At 71.3% G+C, this 20,230-nt stretch carries 14 protein-coding genes; 5 read left to right on the top strand and 9 right to left on the bottom strand.

Annotation, left to right across the window (positions count from 1 at the left end; all coding sequences use genetic code 11):
• The first annotated feature begins 64 nt into the window (after window positions 1–64).
• Both ABTZ17_RS00625 and ABTZ17_RS00620 read left to right on the top strand, forming a co-directional pair.
• Window positions 65–4,120 (top strand): hypothetical protein, encoded by a 4,056-nt coding sequence (locus ABTZ17_RS00625; protein ID WP_352193294.1) that lies wholly within the window; start codon window positions 65–67, stop codon window positions 4,118–4,120.
• 35 nt (window positions 4,121–4,155) lie between these two features.
• Window positions 4,156–6,441: a glycosyltransferase family 4 protein gene (locus ABTZ17_RS00620; RefSeq protein ID WP_352193293.1), complete on the top strand. Its 2,286-nt coding sequence runs from the start codon at window positions 4,156–4,158 to the stop codon at window positions 6,439–6,441.
• 21 nt (window positions 6,442–6,462) lie between these two features.
• Here ABTZ17_RS00620 and ABTZ17_RS00615 read toward each other — a convergent pair whose 3' ends face one another.
• Window positions 6,463–7,461, bottom strand: coding sequence for an EamA family transporter (locus ABTZ17_RS00615; protein ID WP_352193292.1), 999 nt, complete (start codon window positions 7,459–7,461; stop codon window positions 6,463–6,465).
• Between the two features lie 69 nt (window positions 7,462–7,530).
• On the opposite strand from ABTZ17_RS00615, the gene ABTZ17_RS00610 reads away from it, so the two are divergent.
• Window positions 7,531–8,451 (top strand): LysR family transcriptional regulator, encoded by a 921-nt coding sequence (locus ABTZ17_RS00610; RefSeq protein WP_352193291.1) that lies wholly within the window; start codon window positions 7,531–7,533, stop codon window positions 8,449–8,451.
• Window positions 8,452–8,523: 72 nt separating this feature from the next.
• Here ABTZ17_RS00610 and ABTZ17_RS00605 read toward each other — a convergent pair whose 3' ends face one another.
• Together ABTZ17_RS00605 and ABTZ17_RS00600 are read right to left on the bottom strand one after the other, a co-directional pair.
• Window positions 8,524–10,917 (bottom strand): ATP-binding cassette domain-containing protein, encoded by a 2,394-nt coding sequence (locus tag ABTZ17_RS00605; RefSeq protein WP_352193290.1) that lies wholly within the window; start codon window positions 10,915–10,917, stop codon window positions 8,524–8,526.
• Window positions 10,918–11,108: 191 nt separating this feature from the next.
• A complete protein-coding gene (locus ABTZ17_RS00600; protein ID WP_352193289.1) occupies window positions 11,109–11,687 on the bottom strand; it encodes a TetR/AcrR family transcriptional regulator in 579 nt (192 codons plus the stop codon).
• Between the two features lie 71 nt (window positions 11,688–11,758).
• Here ABTZ17_RS00600 and ABTZ17_RS00595 point away from each other — a divergent pair, with 71 nt between their 5' ends.
• A complete protein-coding gene (locus tag ABTZ17_RS00595) occupies window positions 11,759–12,349 on the top strand; it encodes a dihydrofolate reductase family protein (RefSeq protein ID WP_352193288.1) in 591 nt (196 codons plus the stop codon).
• A gap of 472 nt (window positions 12,350–12,821) precedes the next feature.
• Here the strand turns inward: ABTZ17_RS00595 and ABTZ17_RS00590 are convergent, their stop codons facing one another.
• Window positions 12,822–13,301, bottom strand: a complete 480-nt coding sequence (locus ABTZ17_RS00590) for a hypothetical protein (RefSeq protein WP_352193287.1) — start codon at window positions 13,299–13,301, stop codon at window positions 12,822–12,824.
• Between the two features lie 246 nt (window positions 13,302–13,547).
• Between ABTZ17_RS00590 and ABTZ17_RS00585 the strand changes: the two genes are divergently transcribed.
• The gene (locus tag ABTZ17_RS00585) at window positions 13,548–14,429 is read left to right on the top strand and encodes an FAD-dependent oxidoreductase (RefSeq protein WP_352193314.1); all 882 of its coding nucleotides are present in this window, start codon (window positions 13,548–13,550) and stop codon (window positions 14,427–14,429) included.
• A 1,660-nt stretch (window positions 14,430–16,089) separates the two neighbouring features.
• On the opposite strand, the gene cas2e is transcribed toward ABTZ17_RS00585, so the two are convergent.
• From cas2e to cas7e, 5 genes are read right to left on the bottom strand one after another with little or no spacing between them, the layout of a single operon-like run.
• Window positions 16,090–16,452 (bottom strand): type I-E CRISPR-associated endoribonuclease Cas2e, encoded by a 363-nt coding sequence (gene cas2e / locus ABTZ17_RS00580; protein WP_352193286.1) that lies wholly within the window; start codon window positions 16,450–16,452, stop codon window positions 16,090–16,092.
• Window positions 16,449–17,444, bottom strand: coding sequence for a type I-E CRISPR-associated endonuclease Cas1e (cas1e, locus tag ABTZ17_RS00575; RefSeq protein ID WP_352193285.1), 996 nt, complete (start codon window positions 17,442–17,444; stop codon window positions 16,449–16,451). Before cas1e ends, cas2e begins: the two co-directional genes overlap by 4 nt.
• A 3-nt stretch (window positions 17,445–17,447) precedes the next feature.
• Window positions 17,448–18,164 (bottom strand): type I-E CRISPR-associated protein Cas6/Cse3/CasE, encoded by a 717-nt coding sequence (gene cas6e / locus ABTZ17_RS00570; protein WP_352193284.1) that lies wholly within the window; start codon window positions 18,162–18,164, stop codon window positions 17,448–17,450.
• On the bottom strand, window positions 18,164–18,952 hold the full coding sequence (gene cas5e, locus ABTZ17_RS00565; protein WP_352193283.1) for a type I-E CRISPR-associated protein Cas5/CasD: 789 nt from the start codon (window positions 18,950–18,952) through the stop codon (window positions 18,164–18,166). The genes cas6e and cas5e overlap by 1 nt, the downstream gene beginning before the upstream one ends.
• Window positions 18,949–20,169: a type I-E CRISPR-associated protein Cas7/Cse4/CasC gene (cas7e, locus tag ABTZ17_RS00560; protein WP_352193282.1), complete on the bottom strand. Its 1,221-nt coding sequence runs from the start codon at window positions 20,167–20,169 to the stop codon at window positions 18,949–18,951. Before cas7e ends, cas5e begins: the two co-directional genes overlap by 4 nt.
• Window positions 20,170–20,230: the final 61 nt, after the last annotated feature.

Genomic DNA, 20,230 nt, shown 5'->3' with positions numbered 1-20,230 from the left:
CCAACGGGTATGAAGGACGTGGCCGTCCTCACGGCCGGGACGACGGCGGTCGGGGGGCGGCGGCATGGCGGGCAGGGGCGGAAACACGGACCGCTGGATCACCGGTGTCACGGGGACGGGCGCCGCTGTCGCCGTCGCCACCGCGGTGAACACTCTGACGGTCGAGAAGGTGGCGACCACGCCCGCCGCCATCGTCGTGTTCTTCGCCGTGTCAGCGGTCAGCGCGTTGCTACTGCATCTCGCCCTCCGGGGCTACACCCGGAGGAGCAACCACGAGTTCGACTATCTGTCGCACATCCAGGAACGGTCCCTCCCGTTCGGCCCCGGTGGTGAGACCCTCGGGCCCGAGCACTCCCCGCGCAGCGAACCGCTGCCCCCCATGAACGTCGCCGAGGCCGGACGGGCAGGGCATCGGCCGCTGACGTACTACCTGCGAGCCCCCGAGCCAGTGGTTCTGACGCTGGTCGGCGGACCTGGCACGGGCAAGACCTCGGTACTCAAGCAGCTCGCTGCGGAGACCACACGGAATCCCTCCCGCGGCCTGCCCGTCCTGCTGCGCCTGCCGGACTGCGGGACGGCCATCACCGCCGAACCCCGGTCCACGCTCGTGGACATCGTCCGGATCTCCGTGAGCGAGGACGGGGACAAGGGCCGCTCCTGGGACAGATGGTTCGAACGGCGGCTCCGGAAGGGGCGGTGCCTGGTGCTCCTGGACGCCCTCGACGAGGTCGACCCCGCCCGACAGCCGCTCGTGTCGGCCTGGATCACGGCCCAGGTGAGGCACTACCCGCGCAACGACTTCCTCATCACCTCCAGAAGCCTGCCCACCCCGTGGCCACGGGACTTCGGCGGCGCGATCCTGACCGTACGCCCTCCCACGGACGCGCAGCTCAGCGCCTATCTGGAGCGGCGCCTGCCCGATGTGGACCAGCGGGCCCTACTCGCCCGCTGGAGCCTTTCGGAGCTGGCGGACAATCGCACGTTGCTCAGCGCCCTGCTGCGGAACTACGACAAGAGCCGACGGATCCCAGGCAGCCCTGCGGTCCTGTACGGGGAGCTCCTCCAACGCCTCCTCGACGATGCCCAGCGGGCCCAGGGTCCCTCCTTCGGGTCGTCACCCACGGGAAAGCTGCGCGTCATCCGGGTCCTGGCCCTGGAGATGGCGGAACTGGATGTCGACCGGGCTCCCGAAGCGGTGTGCGTCCGGTTGATCGAGCAGATCCTGCGCAAGACCGTCCCGCTGCGCCCGGGTGAATTCCTGCGGCTGTTGGTCGAAGACGGCATCCTCGTCGAGCGACTCCCCGGTGAGTTCGCCTTCGCCTACCGCGGCTTCCGGGACTACCTGGCCGCCGAGCAGATCCGCTCGCAGGGATCCGTCCGCCTGCTCGTCGACCACATGAGGGATCCCGGGTGGCGCGACATCATCCTCGCCTGGGCCGCCTCCACGGACGCGAGCCCCTTCATCGAGGCCTGCCTCAGGCACAGCCGCGAGGACGTGCTCCGGCTGGCACGCGAGTGTGCCGAGGTCAGTCCCCAGGTCGAGCCGGAGCTGCGCGCGCAGCTGTCGAGGTCGTTCCGGCAGGCACGTCCGGGCCCCGGGCCCGGCCCCTCGGTGCCGGTGGACGCGCTCACCGCTTATGTGGAGAAGCTCCACTCCGTCCCCGCGCGTAGGCTCCTCCAGCGTGCCCGACGCGAGGACCGCCCCGTCAGCCGCGAGGAGGCCACCTCGCTCCTGGTGCGGGCGCGATCCCGTGCCGTCCACGAATCCACCGGAGCGGACGCCGACGCCTTCTTCTCCGCCGCCGTCCTCGCCACCGAACGCGCCGACCACCGTGCGGCGCAGACCTACCGCTTCCAGGGTCTGGCCGCCCTCTCCCATGCCGTGCGCGGCGAGAGTCTGGCGTCCTCCCGGGACCTGGCCATCGCCGCCCTGCGCCTCCTCGACCCGGACGAACCCGACCCCACCCACCTGCGGACGGCCTGCCTGGCCTACCTCGGCTCCCCCGCCGACCCCAGAAGTCCCGACGCGTTCAAGGCCGCCGTCTGGTCCGCCTGCCGGGAGGCCGAGGGCCACGCCTGCAAGCTGCTGGTGCCCTTGATCGCCACGCACCGTCGGGCCGCGCAGTTGGTGATCGGCACCCTGAGCGGGGACACGGACCTACTCCACGCCGTGGCGGACGTCCTCGGCACGGACCCGCCCGGGGCGGGGAGCGTCACCGGCTGGGACACGGCCGTCGACTCCTGGCTCCGGACACGCCGGGATCTCGTGTACGAGCTGGGCGCGCTGGCCCACCTGGAGGCGAAGCCCGAACCGCTCCGGGACGCCCGCGAGCTGGTCGCCGATCGACTCAAGGACCCGGGGCCCCCGGTGGCGGGTCTGGACGGACTGGGCCGGGCGTTGGACCGCCTCGCCGACTACGTACGGCTCGCACGCTTCGACGCACGCGATGCGGCCTTGCGCGCGGCGGCGCGACAAGCGGAGCTGGTGCGGGCCACCGTACGCGCGGCCCCCACCGAACTCGCCGTCGAACTATCCGAGCCCACGGCCGTACGCATCGAGGAGCTGGTCCAAGAAGCCCAGCTCGGGCTCGTCCGGGACTTCCCGCCGCGCCCTCTCATCGGGTTGACCCTGCCGGCCGCCCGGATCGTGGGCCGGACCGTGACCGTGCTCGTGGAACTGGAGAACGAGGACGAGCACAGCGCCCCTCTCGAAGGCGCGGCACTCACCGCGTCGGGGGATCCGGCCGTCGTCGTGCCCGCCGCGGACGCGTGGACGGAGCCAGCCGCATCCCTCCCCGGCGGAACGGCGACGACGGTCCCGCTGCGACTGGAACTCGCCGGAGTAGCCGAAGAGCCCGGCGAGTTCGAGGTGCGGGTGACACTCCGGTACCGTCCGCGGAACACCACAGAGCCGGTCCTCCGGCAGGCATCGTTGACCGTAGCCTTGGACAGGTCGCACCGCCCCATCGATCCCAACCCCTACGCCGGCGGCAACACCGGGCGGCCACTCCGAGAGCCGGACATGCTCTTCGGCCGGGACGAACTGATCGAGAAGATGCGCGAGACCCTGCGCGTCGCGTCCACCCCCGGCACGGGCATCGCGTTGTTCGGCCAGCAGCGCACCGGTAAGTCGTCCATCGGCGTGGAGCTGGCCCGACAATTGGGCACGAGCGACGGGCTCCCGGTCGTGTACATCGAGAACCTCGGCGCGCTGGCTCCGCGAAGGCGCTCCGGCGCCGACCAGGCGGAAGTGTTGGGCACCCTCCTCTGGCGGATCGTCGAAGGGGCGCAGGAGACGGCCCCGGCCGGGACGCGTCTGGTGCCCGAGGGGTTCGACCGCAAAACGCTGATCGAAAGCCCGGACCCGGTCGGAGACTGTGCGCGCATCTTCAGGACGTACCGGGCAGCGGTGCCCGAGAGCCCACCCTGGGTCGTCATCATCGATGAATTCCAGTACATGGACGTGTGGACCCGGCAAGGGCGCGTCCTGGCGTCCTTCATGCAGACCTTCAAGGCCATCATCGAGTGCCGGCTCTTCCACATGGTGCTCCTCGGGCAGAGCCGGGTCGAACGGCTCGTCGAGGAGGACCCGAACGCCTTCGGCGTCTTCGGTCTCGAACGGGTCACCTGTCTCGCCGAAGCCGACGCGCGGGCGCTCATCGTGGAGCCGATCCTCCTCAAGACCCCGCACGGCCCCGTCAGCAGACACCACGAGCGGGCCGTCACCGAAATCATCCGGCTCACCGGCGGGAACCCGTTCTATACCCAGAAGATCTGCTACGAGCTCGTCCGACACCTGAACCGGGAGAGGGCCACCACGGCCACGGACTCCGATGTCCGCCACGTGACACAGCTGCTGCTCGCCAACCCAGGGCGCAACTTCTTCCACGGACTGGAGTCACCCGACGCCGGGGACGAACGATGGACGGCGGCTCAACTCAAGTCCGCTACGCGCGCGGTGGCCTGGGCATGCGCCGGCGGATCCGCGTCGCCGGAACGCATCCACCACTGCCACGAGGGCGAGCTCCCGCCCGGGATCCTGGACCACCTGGTCTCCCGGGAGACTCTCCGGCACGTCGGTGACCGGTACGAGTTCGTCGTCGGCCTGTTCGAGGAGTAGCTGCGGCGGTACTGCCCGGCCCCGGAAGGAAGCCAGTGAGCCCTGCGAATCCCTATGACGACACGAGCGGAACACCGGCCGGCAGGGTGGGCGGCAACGGCTTCGTCGATCGGACCGAACTGATCGAAGCGATCGAGGAGGTGTGGAAGGACGGCGGATGCCCGGGGAACCTGAGCGTCCTGGGCCAGATCCGGTACGGCAAGGCCACGGTGATCGAGCAGGCGCTCCGCGGAATCGATCGGGCCGCCCGTGCCGACCTGGCGATCGTCCGGATCTCCGTGGACCATCACGACTCGGTCTTCCGGCTGTTCCGCGCCCTCACCGATGAGGTCACCTCGCAGTTCCCGGGCTTACCGGAGCTGGAACGGCTGGAGGCCACCGTGCGGAACGCACACGGCTGGTACGACCTGCAGAGCGCCGTGACCAGCTACTTCGCGGCAGTGCGGACGGCCGGTCTGCACGTGCTGCTCATCCTGGACAAGTTCGACAGCGCGCCCCGAGTGCTGGCCGACCTCTCCGGGTACCAACTCCTGCGGTCGCTCGTCAGCGAGCCGCGCTACTCCATGGGCCTGGTGACGATCTCCGCCCGTGCGGTCTTCGACATCGAGGTGGACGCGGCCGGGGGATCACAGCTCGACGGCGTCATGCCCGCGCGCTGCACCGTCGGCCTGTTGGAGGCCGACGAGGTCTCCGCTCTGCTCGCCCTGGCGACGGCCGCGGGCGTCAACCTTCAGAAGGTGAGGCCCGAACTCCTCGCCCGGGCCGGCAACCACCCGTACCTCCTGAGGATCCTGTGCCGACGCGTGGTGCGGGAGTACCTGGAATCGGGCTCCGTCGACGTACCGAAGGCCCACGAGCTGGAAAGGAACGCCTTCCGGACGTACTTCGACCAACTCGTCGAGGAGGTCGACCTCGCCCTCTCCGGAAGAGGCTCGAACCTACTCGAGACGGTGGCCGGCGGCGGGGAGGTCCCCGCCGACTCCGCCGCGGACGTACAGGACCTCGTCAACAAGGGGGTTCTCCTCCGCGAGGGCGAGTCGGTCCGGCTCTTCTCGGACGCCTTCGCCTCCTACTTCAGCGAACCGGCACCCGATCCGGCCCCCCGGGAGCAGGAGGCTGCCGCGCCTCGGTGCACGGCCCTGGTCGTCGCCACCGAATGGGGGTCCGCGCAGGGCGGCCTCAGCACCTTCAACCGGGAGTTCTGCCTCGCCCTCGCCCGCCAGGGGGTACGCGTCCTGTGCCTGGTCGTGCGGGCGGAACAGCGCGAGGTCGATGCGGCGAAGGCCGCGGGAGTGACGGTCCTGCGCTGTGAGCTCGTGCCCGGAACCGACGAAATGGGCAGCATGATGGCCCCGGCCGACCTGCCCGAGGGCGTGGTACCCCAGCTGGTGATCGGACACGGCCGGATCACCGGGCCCGTCGCCCAGGTCCAGGCGAAGGTCTTCCGAGAGACCAAGCCGAAGACGCTGCACTTCGTGCACATGGACCCGGACGAGATCGAGTGGCTCAAGCTGGACAGGCAGGACGACGCCATGGAGTCAGCCGACAACCGCAAACAGATCGAAGTGACCCTCGGCCGTGCCGCCGACCGGCTCGTCGCCGTCGGCCCCCGTCTGAGGGGCGCCTTCGCCGGGTACTTCACCAAGCGCGGACAGGTCGAACCCTTCCAGTTCGACCCCGGTTTCGACCTCACCGACCTCGACGTGCGCACGGCTCCGGACGGGGACCCGCTGACCATCCTGCTCATGGGCCGCGCCGAGGACTCGCACATCAAGGGACTCGACATCGCCGCCGCGGCCTGCGGTCTGGTGGCAGGTTGGCGTCGCGACAGGAAACAACGGGACATCGAACTCGTGGTGCGCGGAGTACCCAAGGGCATCGCTGACACTCAGAAGGCCGAGATGGAGGAGTGGGCGGACAATGGACGGTTGCGCATCGTCCTGCGCCCCTACAGCATGCGCCCCGAGGATCTGGAGGACGACCTCTTCCGGTCGAGCCTCCTCATCATGCCCTCCCGGGCCGAAGGGTTCGGGCTCGTGGGACAGGAGGCCATCAAGGCGGGCACGCCCGTGCTCGTGAGCGACCGCAGCGGGCTCGGCACCCTGCTGCAGGACGTGCTCGAGGAACGGGCCGCGTCATGGGTGGTGCCGATGCAGGGGAACAAGGAAGTGGACATCCAGACCTGGGCCAGGATGATCGACGGCATGCTCACTGACAGCGCGGCCAGGTTCGAAGCGGCCGAGAAGCTCCGCGTCGAGCTGGCGGAGAAGAAGCCGTGGTCGGACGCCGTCGAGAAGCTGCTCACCGCGATGGGATTCTGAGGCGGGGCGGGCGGGGACCCGCTAAGCGGAGTCGCGGGCGGGGCGGGCTGTCGTGCGGACGGCGCCCGTCGTCGCGGCGACGATCAGGGCGATGGCGGCGCACTGCCGGAGCGTGAGCGACTGGTCGAGGACGAGGTACCCGGCGAGGGCCGCGAGTGCGGGGGCCAGGCTCGTCAGCACCGCGAAGGTGGCCGCGGGCAGCCGGCGCAGGGCCAGCAGCTCCAGGGTGTACGGCACTCCGGAGCTCAGGACCGCGACCGCCAATCCCAGTGCCAGGACACCGGGTTCGAGCAGGGCGGCACCCGCGGAACCGATGCCGAGCGGCAGGCTGACGAGGGCGGCGACGGCCATGGCGATCGCGAGGCCGTCCAGCCGCGCGAAGCGGGCGCCCGCCCGGGCCCCCTGCACGATGTACGCGGCCCACATCGCGCCCGCCCCCAGCGCGAAGGCCACCCCCGCCGGGTCCAGCCCACCGAGCCGCCCACCGCCCAGCAGCCAGACCCCGGCCAGGGCCAGCGCCGCCCACACCAGGCTGACCGCCCGGCGGGCCGCGTACACGGACAGCAGGAGCGGGCCGACCACCTCGAAGGCGACCGCCGGACCCAGCGGGATGCGGTCGATGGCCTGGTAGAAGAGGAGGTTCATGCCGCCCAGCGCCAGGCCGTAGGCCACCGCGACCGACCAGTCCGCCCGGCTCCGGCCGCGCAGCCGGGGCCGGGCCACGGCCAGCAGCAGGAGGGCGGCGAACCCGACCCGGAGCGCGACCGTGCCCAGGGCCCCGGCGCGCGGGAACAGCAGCGCGGCCAGCGCCGAACCGAACTGCACGGTGACCGCCCCGACCAGAACCAACCCGACCCCACCGAACGTCCCGCGCCCGGGCGCGTGCCGGAGCACCGGGGGTGTGGGGGTGGACACGGCCACGGACGGCTGGGCGGGGGCGGTGGGAGTAGCGACGGGCGTGGCAGGAGGCGTGGGAGCAGGGGTGGGGACGGGGGCCTGGGCGCGCGGCGGATGCGTCATGAGTCACACGCTAGGAAGCTGCTGACCTGCTGTGAAATGCCACTTCCCGCTTGGTTATGCTCCTGAGGCATGACCATCGAGTTGCGGCACCTCAGGGCCTTCCTCGTGATCGCCGAGGAAGGGAACCTCACCCGGGCCGCCGCGCGCCTGCGCATCACGCAGCCCGCGCTCTCCCGCACCCTGCTCCGCCTGGAGGGGCACCTCGGCGCCCGGCTCGCCGACCGGTCCACGCACCATTTCGTCCTGACCCCTGAAGGCCGCGTCTTCCGCGACAAGGCGGCCCTGGCGGTGGCCGCCGTCGAGACCGCCCTCGATCCGGCGGGGCTCCGGTCCTGGCCGCTCCGTCTGGGTCACACCTGGGCGGCCCTCGGAGACCGGACGGTCGCGCTGCTGCGCCGCTGGGACGAGACCCGCCCCGGTACGCCCCTGGAGCTGCTGCGCGTCGACGACCCGACCGCCGGGCTGACCCGGGGCCGGGTGGACGCGGCCCTGTTGCGCGGCCCGGTGACCGCGCCGGGGCTCCGTACGGAGGTGTTGGCCTGGGAGGACCGGGTGGTGGTCGTACCGGCCGACAGTCCGCTGGCGGCCCTGCCCCGGGTGACCCTGGCCGATCTCGCCGCCCACCCCATCGCCCTGAACACGGTCTCCGGGACGACGACCCTCGACCTGTGGCCGCCCTCGGCCCGCCCCACGGTCACCCTTGAGGTGACCAACACCGACGAGTGGCTGATGACCGTGGCAGCGGGCCGCGCGGTCGGGGTCACCACCTCGGCCACCCAGGGCAACCACACCCACCCCGCCCTGGTCTACCGCCCGCTGAGCGACGCCCCGCCCGTTCCGGTGTCCCTGGCCTGGCGCGAGGGCCCGACCCACCCCGCGCTTCCCGCCCTCCTGGCCCTCGCCCACGAGGTCCTCACCCAGAGGGGCCCGGCGCACGAGACCCAGGCGCACGAGATCCAGGCGCACGAGGTCCCCGAGGGGCCCGTGTGACCCCTTCAGCAGATCGGCCGTAGGGGCCCGCCGGTCGGACTCCCCCGTCCGACCGGCAGCCCGGAATCCGGGTCAGGCCCCCACGTACTCCGCCAGGTGCTGGGCGGTGAGGGTGGAGCGGTCGGCGACCAGGTCGGTGGGGGTGCCTTCGAAGACGACGCGGCCGCCGTCGTGGCCCGCGCCGGGGCCGAGGTCGATGATCCAGTCGGCGTGGGCCATGACGGCCTGGTGGTGCTCGATGACGATCACCGACTTGCCGGAGTCCACGAGCCGGTCGAGGAGGCCGAGGAGCTGCTCGACGTCGGCGAGGTGGAGGCCGGTGGTGGGCTCGTCGAGGACGTACGTGCCGCCCTTGTCGGCCATGTGCGTGGCCAGCTTGAGGCGCTGGCGCTCGCCACCGGAGAGGGTGGTGAGCTGCTGGCCGAGGCTGAGGTAGCCGAGGCCGACGTCGGAGAGGCGGGTCAGGATGGCGTGGGCGGCGGGGATGCGGGCCTCGCCCTCGGCGAAGAAGCGTTCGGCCTCGTCCACCGGCATGGCGAGGACCTCGCTGATGTCCCGACCGCCGAGCTTGTACTCGAGGACGGCGGCCTGGTAGCGCTTGCCCTCGCACTCCTCGCAGGGGGTGGCGACTCCGGCCATCATCGCGAGGTCGGTGTAGATGACCCCGGCGCCGTTGCAGTTCGGGCAGGCGCCTTCGGAGTTGGCGCTGAAGAGGGCGGGCTTGACGCCGTTGGCCTTGGCGAAGGCCTTGCGGATCGGTTCGAGCAGGCCGGTGTACGTGGCCGGGTTGCTGCGGCGGGAGCCGCGGATGGGGCTCTGGTCCACGGAGACCACGCCGACGCCGGGCGGGATGGAGCCGTGCACCAGGGAGCTCTTGCCGGATCCGGCGACGCCGGTGATGACGGTGAGCACGCCGAGCGGGATGTCGACGTCGACCTTGCGGAGGTTGTTCGCGGTGGCCCCGCGGACTTCCAGGACGCCGTCGGGCTCGCGGACGCTGTCCTTGAGGCTCGCGCGGTCGCCGAGGTGGCGGCCGGTGAGGGTGTCCCCCTTCCGGAGCTCGTCGACGGTGCCCTCGAAGCAGACGGTGCCGCCCGCGGTGCCGGCGCCGGGGCCGAGGTCCACGACGTGGTCGGCGATGGCGATGGTCTCGGGCTTGTGCTCGACGACGAGGACGGTGTTGCCCTTGTCCCGCAGCCGCAGCAGGAGGTCGTTCATCCGCTGGATGTCGTGCGGGTGCAGGCCGGCGGTGGGCTCGTCGAAGACGTAGGTGACGTCGGTGAGGGAGGAGCCGAGGTGCCGGATCATCTTGACGCGCTGGGCCTCGCCGCCGGAAAGGGTGCCCGCGGGGCGGTCGAGGGCGAGGTAGCCGAGGCCGATCTCCACGAAGGAGTCGAGGGTGGCGCCGAGGGCGGTGAGCAGCGGGGCCACCGCGGGCGCCTTCAGCCCGCGGACCCATACGGCGAGGTCGCTGATCTGCATGGCGCAGGCGTCGGCGATGCTGATGCCCTTGATCTTGCAGGAGCGGGCGCCCTCGCTGAGGCGGGTGCCGTCGCACTCGGGGCAGGTGGCGAAGGTGACGGCCCGCTCCACGAAGGCGCGGATGTGCGGCTGCATGGCCTCCTTGTCCTTGGACAGGAAGGACTTCTGGATCTTGGGGATGAGGCCCTCGTAGGTGAGGTTGATGCCCTCGACCTTGACCTTGGTGGGCTCCCGGTAGAGGAAGTCCTGCATCTCCTTCTTGGTGTACTTGCGGATCGGCTTGTCCGGGTCGAGGAAGCCGGATTCGGCGTAGAGCCGGACCGTCCACCAGCTGTCGGACTTCCAGCCGGGGATGGTGAAGGCGCCCTCGGAGATGGACTTCGTGTCGTCGTAGAGCTGGGTGAGGTCGATGTCGGAGACCTTGCCGCGGCCCTCGCAGTGCGGACACATGCCGCCGGTGCGGGAGAAGGTGGCCTTCTGGGCCTTCTGGTTGTTCCCGCGCTCCACGGTGATGGCGCCGCTGGCCTTCACCGAGGGGACGTTGAAGGCGAAGGCGCCGGGCCCGCCGATGTGCGGCTTGCCGAGGCGGCTGAAGAGGATCCGCAGCATGGCGTTGACGTCGGTGGCGGTGCCGACGGTGGAGCGCGGGTCGGCGCCCATCCGCTGCTGGTCCACGATGATCGCGGTGGTGAGGCCGTCGAGGACGTCCACCTCGGGGCGGGCGAGGTTGGGCATGAAGCCTTGGACGAAGGCGCTGTAGGTCTCGTTGATCAACCGCTGGGACTCGGCGGCGATGGTGTCGAAGACGAGGGAGCTCTTCCCGGAGCCGGAGACCCCGGTGAACACCGTCAGGCGGCGCTTCGGGATCTCGATGCTCACGTCCTTGAGGTTGTTCTCCCGGGCGCCGTGCACCCGGATCAGGTCGTGGCTGTCGGCGGCGTGCTGCGCAGGCGACTGCGGTCCCGGCTTGCTGGCCCTGCTCATCCTGACTGCCTCCATCGGTCGGGCGGGCCGCACGCGGTCCCGCCGGTGTCGCCTGGCGCGCTTCACGCTACCGGCCCCCACTGACAACGGGCGCGTCGGCGGGCGGATCGGTGCGCACCAGCGGGCGGACCGGGTGGGGGGATCGGTGCGGACCGGGTGGGGGGCAGATCAGGGCGGACCAGGTGGGGCGACTACTCCGCGGCCACGATCCGCTCGACGGCCGCCCGGACGAGCACGTCCCGTTCCTCCTCGGTGAGCACCTCGGGGAGGGTCAGCTGCTCGACGATGAGCCAGTTCAGGGCCAGGTAGAGGAGTTTGACGGCGGTGGCGTCACCGGGGAGGCCGGAGGCCAGGTGGTAGGAGACGTTCGCCTCGACGTCGGCGCGGACCCGTTCGGTGAGGACTTCGCGCAGGGCGGGCCGGCGGGTGGCCTCCAGGCGGAGTTCGAGGAGGGCGAGGTAGCCGGTGCGGAAGGAGGAGACCCGGCCGACCAGTTCGCGCATCAGCTCGACGTAGGTCTCGCGGTCGCGGCGGGCCTCGCGATGACGGGTGATCGTCGCCTCGTCGGGCTGGAGGCGTTCGTAGACGCGGGCCCCGGCCTGGGTGAGGAGGTCGTCGCGGTTGGCGAAGTAGTTGGAGGCGGTGCCGTTGGGGACGGCCCCCTCGGTGTCCACCGCGCGGAAGGTGAGCCCGCGGGCGCCCTCCCGGGCCAGGACCTCGATCGCCGCGTCCACGAGGGCCGCGCGCCGCTGATCGTTCCTTCTCGCCATTGACACCACTCCGTCTGTAGTACTACGTTCACACCACTACAGTCAGAGTACTACGCAGGGAGACCCCAAGAGTGCGCAAGCTCGTCTACTACGTCGCGATCACCCTCGACGGCCGCATCGCCGGCCCCTCCGGCGAGTACGACTTCTTCCCGATGGGCGACGAACAACAGGCCGCCGCCTACTCCGGCTGGACCAACACGATCTACCCCGACACGGTCCCCACCCCCGCCCGCCCCCACGCCGGCCTCGCGGACGCCCCCAACCGGCACTTCGACACCGTCGTGATGGGCCTCGGCACCTACCGCCCGGCCCTGGACGCCGGCATCACCAGCCCGTACGCGCACCTGCGCCAGTACGTCGTCTCCAGCACGCTCAAGCCGGACACCGACCCGGCCGTCACGGTGGTCCCCGGCGACCCGCGCGCCCTCGTCCGCGAGCTCAAGGCGGAGGACTCCCCCCTCGACATCTGGCTCTGCGGCGGCGGCAAGCTCGCCGGAGCCCTGCTCCCCGACCTCGACGAACTCGTCGTGAAGAGCTACCCGGTGGTCGCCGGCGCCGGCATCCCCGCCTTCGACGGCACCTTCGACCCCACGGTCTTCGCCGTAGCGGAACGCACCACCTTCCCCAACGGCATCACCCTCACCCACCTCACGAGGCGGTAGCGGAGCCGCGCAGGAATGCGACCTCAGGGGAGACCGCAACGGAGGGCACGAAGCCGGCCCCGCATACGCGGGGAGCAGCCGCCGCATCCGCCTGGATCTCTGCACACGCGGGGAGCAGTGCCGGGACTCCGCCCGGTCGGTCACGATCCGGGGACCATCCCCGCGTGCGCGGGGAGCAGAGGACCCCAGCCCCCGGGACACCTACCTGACGAGGACCATCCCCGCGTGCGCGGGGAGCAGCGATACGCGAAGTTCCCCGCACGCGCGGGGAGCAGCCGCCGCATCATTGCGCCGAGCTCGGCGTGGAGGGACCATCCCCGCGTGCGCGGGGAGCAGCTCGGCGCCGTCACGTCCCTCCTCGCCTGCCTGGGACCATCCCCGCGTGCGCGGGGAGCAGAGGAGTTGAGCTGGGAGTTTAGACGGCGCCAGGCTCGTTCTTGACCAGTTTCATCGAATCCCACATTCAAGACTTTCAGCTGATACAGCCCGAAATCGGGCAATCGGTCTGCCCCCTGGGGACCGCGTGGGCCGCTACTCCCACCGCCCTCAGGGCCTCGGCCAGTTCGGCTGCCTCCGGGAGGGTCGCCTCGTGGTGGCCGGACTCGATCTCCGCGAGGAGGGCTCGTGCCCCGGCCAGGTCGAGGCCCAGGCGGGCACGGAAGACCTTCATCGCGACCACCGACCGCCCCGAACCCCCCTCCCCCGTCAGCACCAAGCGTGCCGGGCTCAGCTCTCCCTCCGCGAGGAGCCGTTCCCGCAACCAGGACGGTGTCTCCCCGCGCCCGCACGTGACCGTCCGGCGGCCGCACCCGCCGCAGCGGATCTCCTCGCTCCACTCCAGCCGGCCGAAGACCAGCCCCTGCCCGCCCACGGCCTCGGCCGTCCCGGCGCACCCCTGGCACGGCACGCGGAACCGCACGGACTCCCAGACGATCCCGTTCCCCTCGCTCACCCGTCCGCCACTCCGATCCCCAACTCCCTCGCCACGCCCGCCCATCAGGGTAGGCGGATGCACGAGTCCACGTTGCCGATGCCCGTCGCGCCGGACCTGTTGGATGGGCTCATGACACCGGATCCCACGGACCTCCGCCCGCCCTCCGCCTCCGCTGCCCCATCCCCCGGCACGGCCGCCGTCCCGCCCCCCAGCACGACCCCTGTCCCAACCCCTGTCCCGACCCCGGCGCCTCCCCTCGACCTCATCGTCATCGGCGGCGGCCCCGCAGGCTGCGCGGCGGCGCGGATGGCGGCGAGCGTCGGGATGCGGACCGTGCTCGTGGAGCCCGAGCGGCCGTGCCACCACCTCCACCGGATCCCGGCGCTGGACAACGTGCTCGGCGGGCACCACGGCGGCCCCGCCCTCGCCGCCGCCGTCACCGCCGAGCTGGCGGCCACCCCGCTCTGCCGCCTCCTCCTCGGGCGGCGCGCCGAGGGCATCCGCACCCACGCGGACCACGTGACGGTAGCCCTGGACGACGGGACCCTGCTCACGGCTCCCCACGTCATCGTCGCCACGGGTACGGCTCCTCTCCGGCCCGCCGACGCGCCATGGATCTCCGCACCCGATGACCTCCTCCCGTCACCCCTCTGGGAGGCCGATCCCGGATCCGCCGAGGGCCGCACCCTGCTGGTTCTCGGCGGCGACCGGCCCATCGGCACCTTCCTCCGATCCCATCCGCACCTGCGCACAAGGCTGTTGGTGGCCCACCCGGCGGCCGACGCCTACAAGACCGAAGAGGTGCGGAACGACCCTCGCGTGACCCTTCTCCCGGTCACCCACCTGAGCTTCGCCACGACTCCCGGCCTCCACCCGGTCACGGCCGAGTGGACCGACTCCGACGGCAACCTGCACCCCCTCACCGCCGACTCGGTGCACCTCAGCCTCGGGAACGCGCCCGTGGCACCGCCCGGCGACCTGGTACGGGATCACGACGGCCACTGCCCACCCGCCGCCCAACACTCCCGCGTCCTCATCGCGGGCGACCTCCGCTCCGCCCGCTACCAACGCGTCATGACGGCCCTCGGCTCCGGCGCGGAAGCCGCCCTCACCGCCTACTACGCGGCCCAGGACCTGCCCGGCTGACCACAGGCACGCGGGCGCCGACCGCGACAGGCAAGCCCCCACTCAGGCGACCCGCCCCCGTTCGAGCGAGTTCGGCGGACGCCGGCCCACGCCCCAAGCCCGAGAGCCCGCCAAGGAACACGCGTACGGCCCTACCGGCCGGACAATCACCCGTTCGGCCGTAACGCGAACCCTCCCGAGCGCGTTTGGGAGCACCAGTGCTGCTCCAGGACCCGTTCGGAGGACGCCATGAATCCCGTACCCGCGCCCCGCCGGAAACGCCCCTCGTTCGAACAGACCCCGCCCTCCTCCCCTACCCCAGGACGCCCCCGCACCCGACGACACGCACTCACCCGACCACCCCGACGACACCGGTCACCCCACGGACCGCCCCCGGACCGACACCTCCGCCTCTGGGCACTTACTCTTCGGCGGCCCCCTCGCCTACGACGTCGGCTAGGACCAACACGAGGGCGCCTGGCTCCGCCTCGGACTGTGGCGCATGGCCCTCGGTCTGCCCGAACTCGTCGGCACCGCCCTGAGCCTGGCCCGGCAGGCCAAGGCGGAGCCAGGCGCCTCCGAACCGTCCTCGGCGCCGAGCTCGAGCAGGGTTCCGTCCAGGCCGCCGGACTCATCGCCGTGAGCTCCGTCCTTGGACACACCTCCTCTCCCCCGACCCGACCACCGAACGGCTCACTTCCGCGCTGCCCACCCTGGCCGCCGTGGCCGGGACCACTGTCACCGGTTCGCTCCTCCCGTCGGCCTGCACGGCCGCGACCGGCGCCCTGGAACCGAAGGTCCAGCGGCTCGCCACCGAGCAGCACCTGGGGCACGTCCACCGCGTGGAGCTCGCCGCCATCGGGGACGACGAGTTCCAGCGCCTCCTCGACGCCGCCCGCTACGGCGCCGACTCCGCCCGCCGGATGATCCGCTACTGCACCAACGTCCTCAACTCCTTCATCTCGCTGGCCGCGGCGGCGGGCGTACTGACCGTCCTCCCCCCTCCTCGTCCTCCCCAGTGCCTGGGCGCCCTCGTCATCAGCCGCCAGCGGTACGTCTCCTTCCGCACCTTCCTCCAACACGCGCGCGCCGGGCATCTCCTGGGCCAGCTCCTCACCGAGCAACAGGCCGCCGCGGAGGTCCGCGTACACGGCGTCGGCCCGTTCCTCCTCGACCACTTCCGAGGCATGGCCGAGACCAGCGAACGCGAGCAGACCCGCGTGGCCCGGCGAGCCGCCCGTACCGGCCTCGTCGCGGACGGCGGTTCCGGCCTGGCCGCCCTCGCCACGTACGGGGCGCTCGGGCTGCTGCTGTGGTCCGGCCGGATGGAGCTGGCGGTGGCCGGTACGGCCGTCCTGGCGACCCGTACAGGCGCCTCCAGCCTGGACGGCCTGGTCCTCCAGGTCACCGACTTGTACCAGGAGTTCCTGGGACCATCCCCGCGTGCGCGGGGAGCAGTGGGGGCCCTTTCCGGGCTTCCCGGCCCCGGTGGGACCATCCCCGCGTGCGCGGGGAGCAGGCGTCGGCCTGGTACCAGCAGTACCGGAACACGGGACCATCCCCGCGTGCGCGGGGAGCAGAGGGCGCGACCTGCGGGTTTGTCAGGCGGAGGGGCTGGTTCTGACCACTTTGCAAGAGTCTGGCATTTCGGGATAGTTGCGATGAAACCCTCGAATCACCTCTACCTCCCCCCGAAGCGGCGCCGCTTCGCGGCCTTGCTCCAGCCCTGGGTGGGTGGGGTGGGGGGCCGGGGCGGGGCGGACGGGGACGTCGTACCGGGTCGTCGGAGCAGCGTGAGGCCCTCGTGGTCGGTGGGGTGCCAGGCGTGGTCGTACGTCTCGAACGCGAAGCCTTGCTCGGTGTCGGACTGGTAGGCCAGGAGGGCCCGGCCCCGGTCCGCGTACTGGCGGACCTCGTTCCACAGTTGCTCGCGGATGCGGGCGCTCGGAGCACCGAGGAAGACGCCCGGTGAGATCTCCAGAAGCCAGCGCGTGAGGAATCCCCGGAGGCCGGGCGGGCAGTTGGCCAGGACGATGACGGTCACCAGAGGGGCTCGTCCCCATGGTTGCGGCCTCCGGCGACGTGCTCGTCGCCGTCGGACTGCAAGGTGACCCGGTCCTCGCCTACGTCGCCTACGTCGCTTCCATCACTTCCACCACCGGCATCGCCGCCGTCGCCGGTGTTCCGCGTGCCGTCGTATCCGAGGACGGATTTGATGTCGTCGACACACCGATCCAGCAGGCGGGTGCGCTTGATCCGGTCGCGCAGGGCCCGTCTGGTCCGGGAGGCGATGTCCTCCGTTCCGTCGACCGCCGCGTCGAAGGCGGCGGGAATGCCGACCTCGGTCTTGTAGAAGTCCGCCACGTCCATGACGAAGGAACGTGCGTTGCCCGAGTGGACGAATCCGAGAGCCGGCGAGAGCCCGAGCGCGGCGACGACGGCATGCGTGATGCCGTACATGCACTGCGCCGCGGCGGTGACCGCCTGGTTCGGGGCGTCGCCGGCCGTGAAGTCGTTTCGGTTGTACTCCCGCCGCTTCCACGGCACACCGGTGCGCACCGACTCGCTCCGGTAGCAGTCCTTGAGTCTCTGGCCCTCCATCTGGAGGAGCTTCCGCCGCGTGCAGCCGGACGGGTCCTCGTCGGGGAACCGCAGCCGGTACATCGCGCGGGCCACCTCCAAGCGGCTTCTGCGGCCGGCCCAGGCTTCGGCCTGTGCCTCCGCGAGCCCTGAGGAGCGGGTCAGGGCCCGGCCGCCCGCGTAGTAGCGCACGCCCTGCTCGCCGACCCACACCACACCCGCTCCGCTGTCCCCCAGGACGGACATCGCCTGATGGGTGATCTTCGTGCCCGGCCCGAGCAGCAGTGCCCCGATGGTCGCGGACGGAATGTGGACGACGCCCTCCGCATCCGTGGCCGTGATCGCGTTGTCGGAACGGTGGACGGTGCACCGCTCCAGGTAGACGAAGGAGATGCGGTCGCCCACCCGACTGAGTTCGCTCGGGGTGGAAGCCCGCCGTTTGCCCACCGTGCTCACGGGTCACCTCACCGGAGCCAGGGTCATCAGCCCGCATCCGTAGGCCTTCGCCTTGCCCAGACCCTGGGTCAGGGTCCGGCGGAAGGAGGGCAGGTCCGTGATGCGCAGCAGCCCGTCGTACGTGACCCGGGTGATGCTGACCTGCCGCCGCGGTCCGCCTTCGCTGCGCTTGCCGAACTGCTGTGGAGTCCGGTCGTGCAGGACGATCTGGTATTCGTCGTCGTACTCGGTGTGCTGCCGTTCGGCGGGCTTGCGCACCACCTCGAAGCCTGCCTGTTCTTGCTTCTTCAACAGCCATCCGAGCTGGTGGCGCGGCGTGACATGAGCGGTGCGCTTGGTCTCCGCGCCCTTCGGGTCGTCGGCCTTGCGCACGTAGTGGACGGGGTTCGCGGTGAGCCGGAAGCCCCAGGTGTCACCCTCGGCGAGCCCGTCGAGGAATTCCCCGTACGCGAAGGTGGTCCAGCCGGGCTCTTCCAGCGTGGGCCAGCCGGCCTGTTCCACGAGGTGGGTGAGGTCGGGTCGGGTGGGGCTGACGATGAACAAGTCGGTGCGGCCGGCGGCGTTCACATCGGTGCGCCACAGCACGCGTGGTCCCTGCCCGTCCCGAGCGGGGGCCTCGGGGAAGGACATGCACACGGCCCCGTGCATGCGGTGAGGTGAGCCGAGGAGCCTTCTCGCATCGGCCCGGGCGGAGTTGAGTGGCAAGCGGGTCAGGTACATCAGCGGTTCCCGTGGGGGTCTTCGGCGGACCGCGTCCGGGCGGCGGGCGGGGCCGGACGGAGTCCTGCGGTGGGGTCGTGCCCGGGCACCGGCGCTGCCGCCGCCGCGGTGGAGGGTACGGGGACGTGCTCGGTGCGCACGCCGCGGAGTCCGTACTGACGGTGCTCCGGGGCAAAGCTGAGCGGCTGGTCCCGGAACTGCAGGTGGGGGATCTCGGACGGCAGGCAATCGATCATGAGGTCCAGGTCTTCCGGTGCGCGCCGGCTCCCGGTCCGCCGCGCTGCCCGATCCTGCTCCCGGACGTACCAGGGCGAGGCCTGCCAGGCGGCGGAGGACAGCGCCTCTTCGAGGGTGGCGTCCTCGATGGGGTCACCCATGCGGATCGGCCGGGACGGCGGGCAGGACCTGCGCCCCAGGTACGGCAGGTAGTACGGCCGTGTGAGAGCCAGGTCGAGCCTCATGATCAGGCCCCGGTCCCCCTCGACCGCGGCCACGAACACGGCGTCGGTCAGGTAGAAGCGCTCGGACAGGGGCATGGCCTTGCCGGAATCGGCGTGGTGGGCGGTCTGGAAGTCGCGTAGCCGGCTGCCGGGCTGGTCGATGCGCACACCGAAGCGGAGGGCGGCGAGGTCGGAGAGGTCCGCTCCCCTCGGCCGCCCCTCGGCCGCGGCGAGGAGGCCCAGCACGCCGCTCTTGGTGGGCGCGTTCTCGGTGCTGCGGCGGGCGAACCGCGCGGCCGAACCCCAGGACTGCAGCGGGCCCGCGAGCCTCAGCAGCAGGACGGTCACGCCCGGCCTCCGAGCCGGGCAGCGAGGGTCTCCTGTACCTGGGTGAGCATGGTGGCGAGGGGAACCCTGGTACCGAGCGGGGCGAGCGCCCGGGTGTCCTCACCGACACGGACCACCCAGCAGGGGTCGCCCGACGTCAGCCCGTACTGCTGCTCCAGGTCTTCCACGAACTCCGCAAGTTCCTCGCAGGCGCCCTGGAGGAACCCGCCTTCGCTCACCTTGGCGACTGGCTTCTCGAAGGCACCCACGAAGCTGACCGGCCAACGGTCGCGGACCTTCACGATGACCGCGGAGGGCAGGGTGTGGTTGCCGAAGGTGTTGATCTTCCCGGTGGGGAGCGAGGTCACGAACGCCTGGAGGAAGGCCGCCGCCGCCCTCGCCGCCGGAGTACTGGGCTCCTCGTCCTCACGGAGACCGAGGCCCAGGTTGCGCTGGAGGGCATCGACGTCCACGGAGGCGTACCGGTACAGGGTCGCCGAGTTGAAGTCGATGCTGCCGATCATTCCGGCTCCGGACTCGTCTTCGCGGTTCCGATCGTCCACGGCGGTGAAGTAGTCGGACTCGATGTCGGCCCGGTGCACGCTGAGGGCGTGCGCCACCTGCGTGGCGGCGTCCACGTTGAGGTCGGCGGAGTCCGCGACCATCCGGCCGAACAGCGCGATGTCCACGGAGTGACGGGTGTCCACGGCCTGTCGGGCACGCGCCTTGGTGTTCTTGTCCTTGAGGTGATCCTTCAGTACCGCGAGGTCACCACCTCCGCTCCCTTCGAGGGCGAGGGCGGCCAACGCGTCGAGTTGACGCACGCTGAGGAACATCAGGTACTTGGAAACGGGGGACGCAGAAGCGGCGTCGGCTTCACCCGCCTTGGAACGGCCCCGTGTCGGGGCCTCGATGGCGGACCCGGTGGCCGCCTTCAGCACCTCCGCCGCGAGGGCGACCGCAGTGGACTCCGCGAGCGACTTGTCCTGGAGCAGGATCCGCTCGGCCAATGCTTCGGCGACTTTCTTGGTGCGGACCCCGAGCTCCTCGGCGGGCAGGATCTCACCGAAGGCACTCCGGGTCGCCCGCTTCCACGACTGGCTGGAGACCCTGGCCCGTCGGACCCCTCCGAAGAAAGCGGACTTGGGGCTTCCGGTGTCGTCGCGGTTCAGATTGCTCGGCGGAACCGTCTGCAGGACGTGGATGTCGAGGATGGTGCGGGGGTTGCGCGTGGTCACCGTCGGTTCCGTTCTTTCGTGTCGTCGTTCGTGCGGGTCGGGAGGCGTTGCGGGCGTTGCA

Origin of the sequence: Streptomyces sp. NPDC097619, assembly GCF_040302735.1 — a bacterium.
Taxonomy (GTDB): domain Bacteria; phylum Actinomycetota; class Actinomycetes; order Streptomycetales; family Streptomycetaceae; genus Streptomyces.
The sequence above is the reverse complement of the archived record's forward strand: the minus strand, read 5'-3'. Positions and strand labels throughout refer to the sequence as shown.

What these genes read in the sequence shown, in the direction of transcription:
- ABTZ17_RS00625 (WP_352193294.1), top strand. Translation starts at nt 65, where the DNA reads ATGGCGGGCAGGGGCGGAAACACGGACCGCTGGATCACCGGTGTCACG.
- ABTZ17_RS00615 (WP_352193292.1), bottom strand. Translation starts at nt 7,461, where the DNA reads ATGACGCATCCGCCGCGCGCCCAGGCCCCCGTCCCCACCCCTGCTCCC.
- ABTZ17_RS00610 (WP_352193291.1), top strand. Translation starts at nt 7,531, where the DNA reads ATGACCATCGAGTTGCGGCACCTCAGGGCCTTCCTCGTGATCGCCGAG.
- ABTZ17_RS00605 (WP_352193290.1), bottom strand. Translation starts at nt 10,917, where the DNA reads ATGAGCAGGGCCAGCAAGCCGGGACCGCAGTCGCCTGCGCAGCACGCC.
- ABTZ17_RS00600 (WP_352193289.1), bottom strand. Translation starts at nt 11,687, where the DNA reads ATGGCGAGAAGGAACGATCAGCGGCGCGCGGCCCTCGTGGACGCGGCG.
- cas6e (WP_352193284.1), bottom strand. Translation starts at nt 18,164, where the DNA reads ATGTACCTGACCCGCTTGCCACTCAACTCCGCCCGGGCCGATGCGAGA.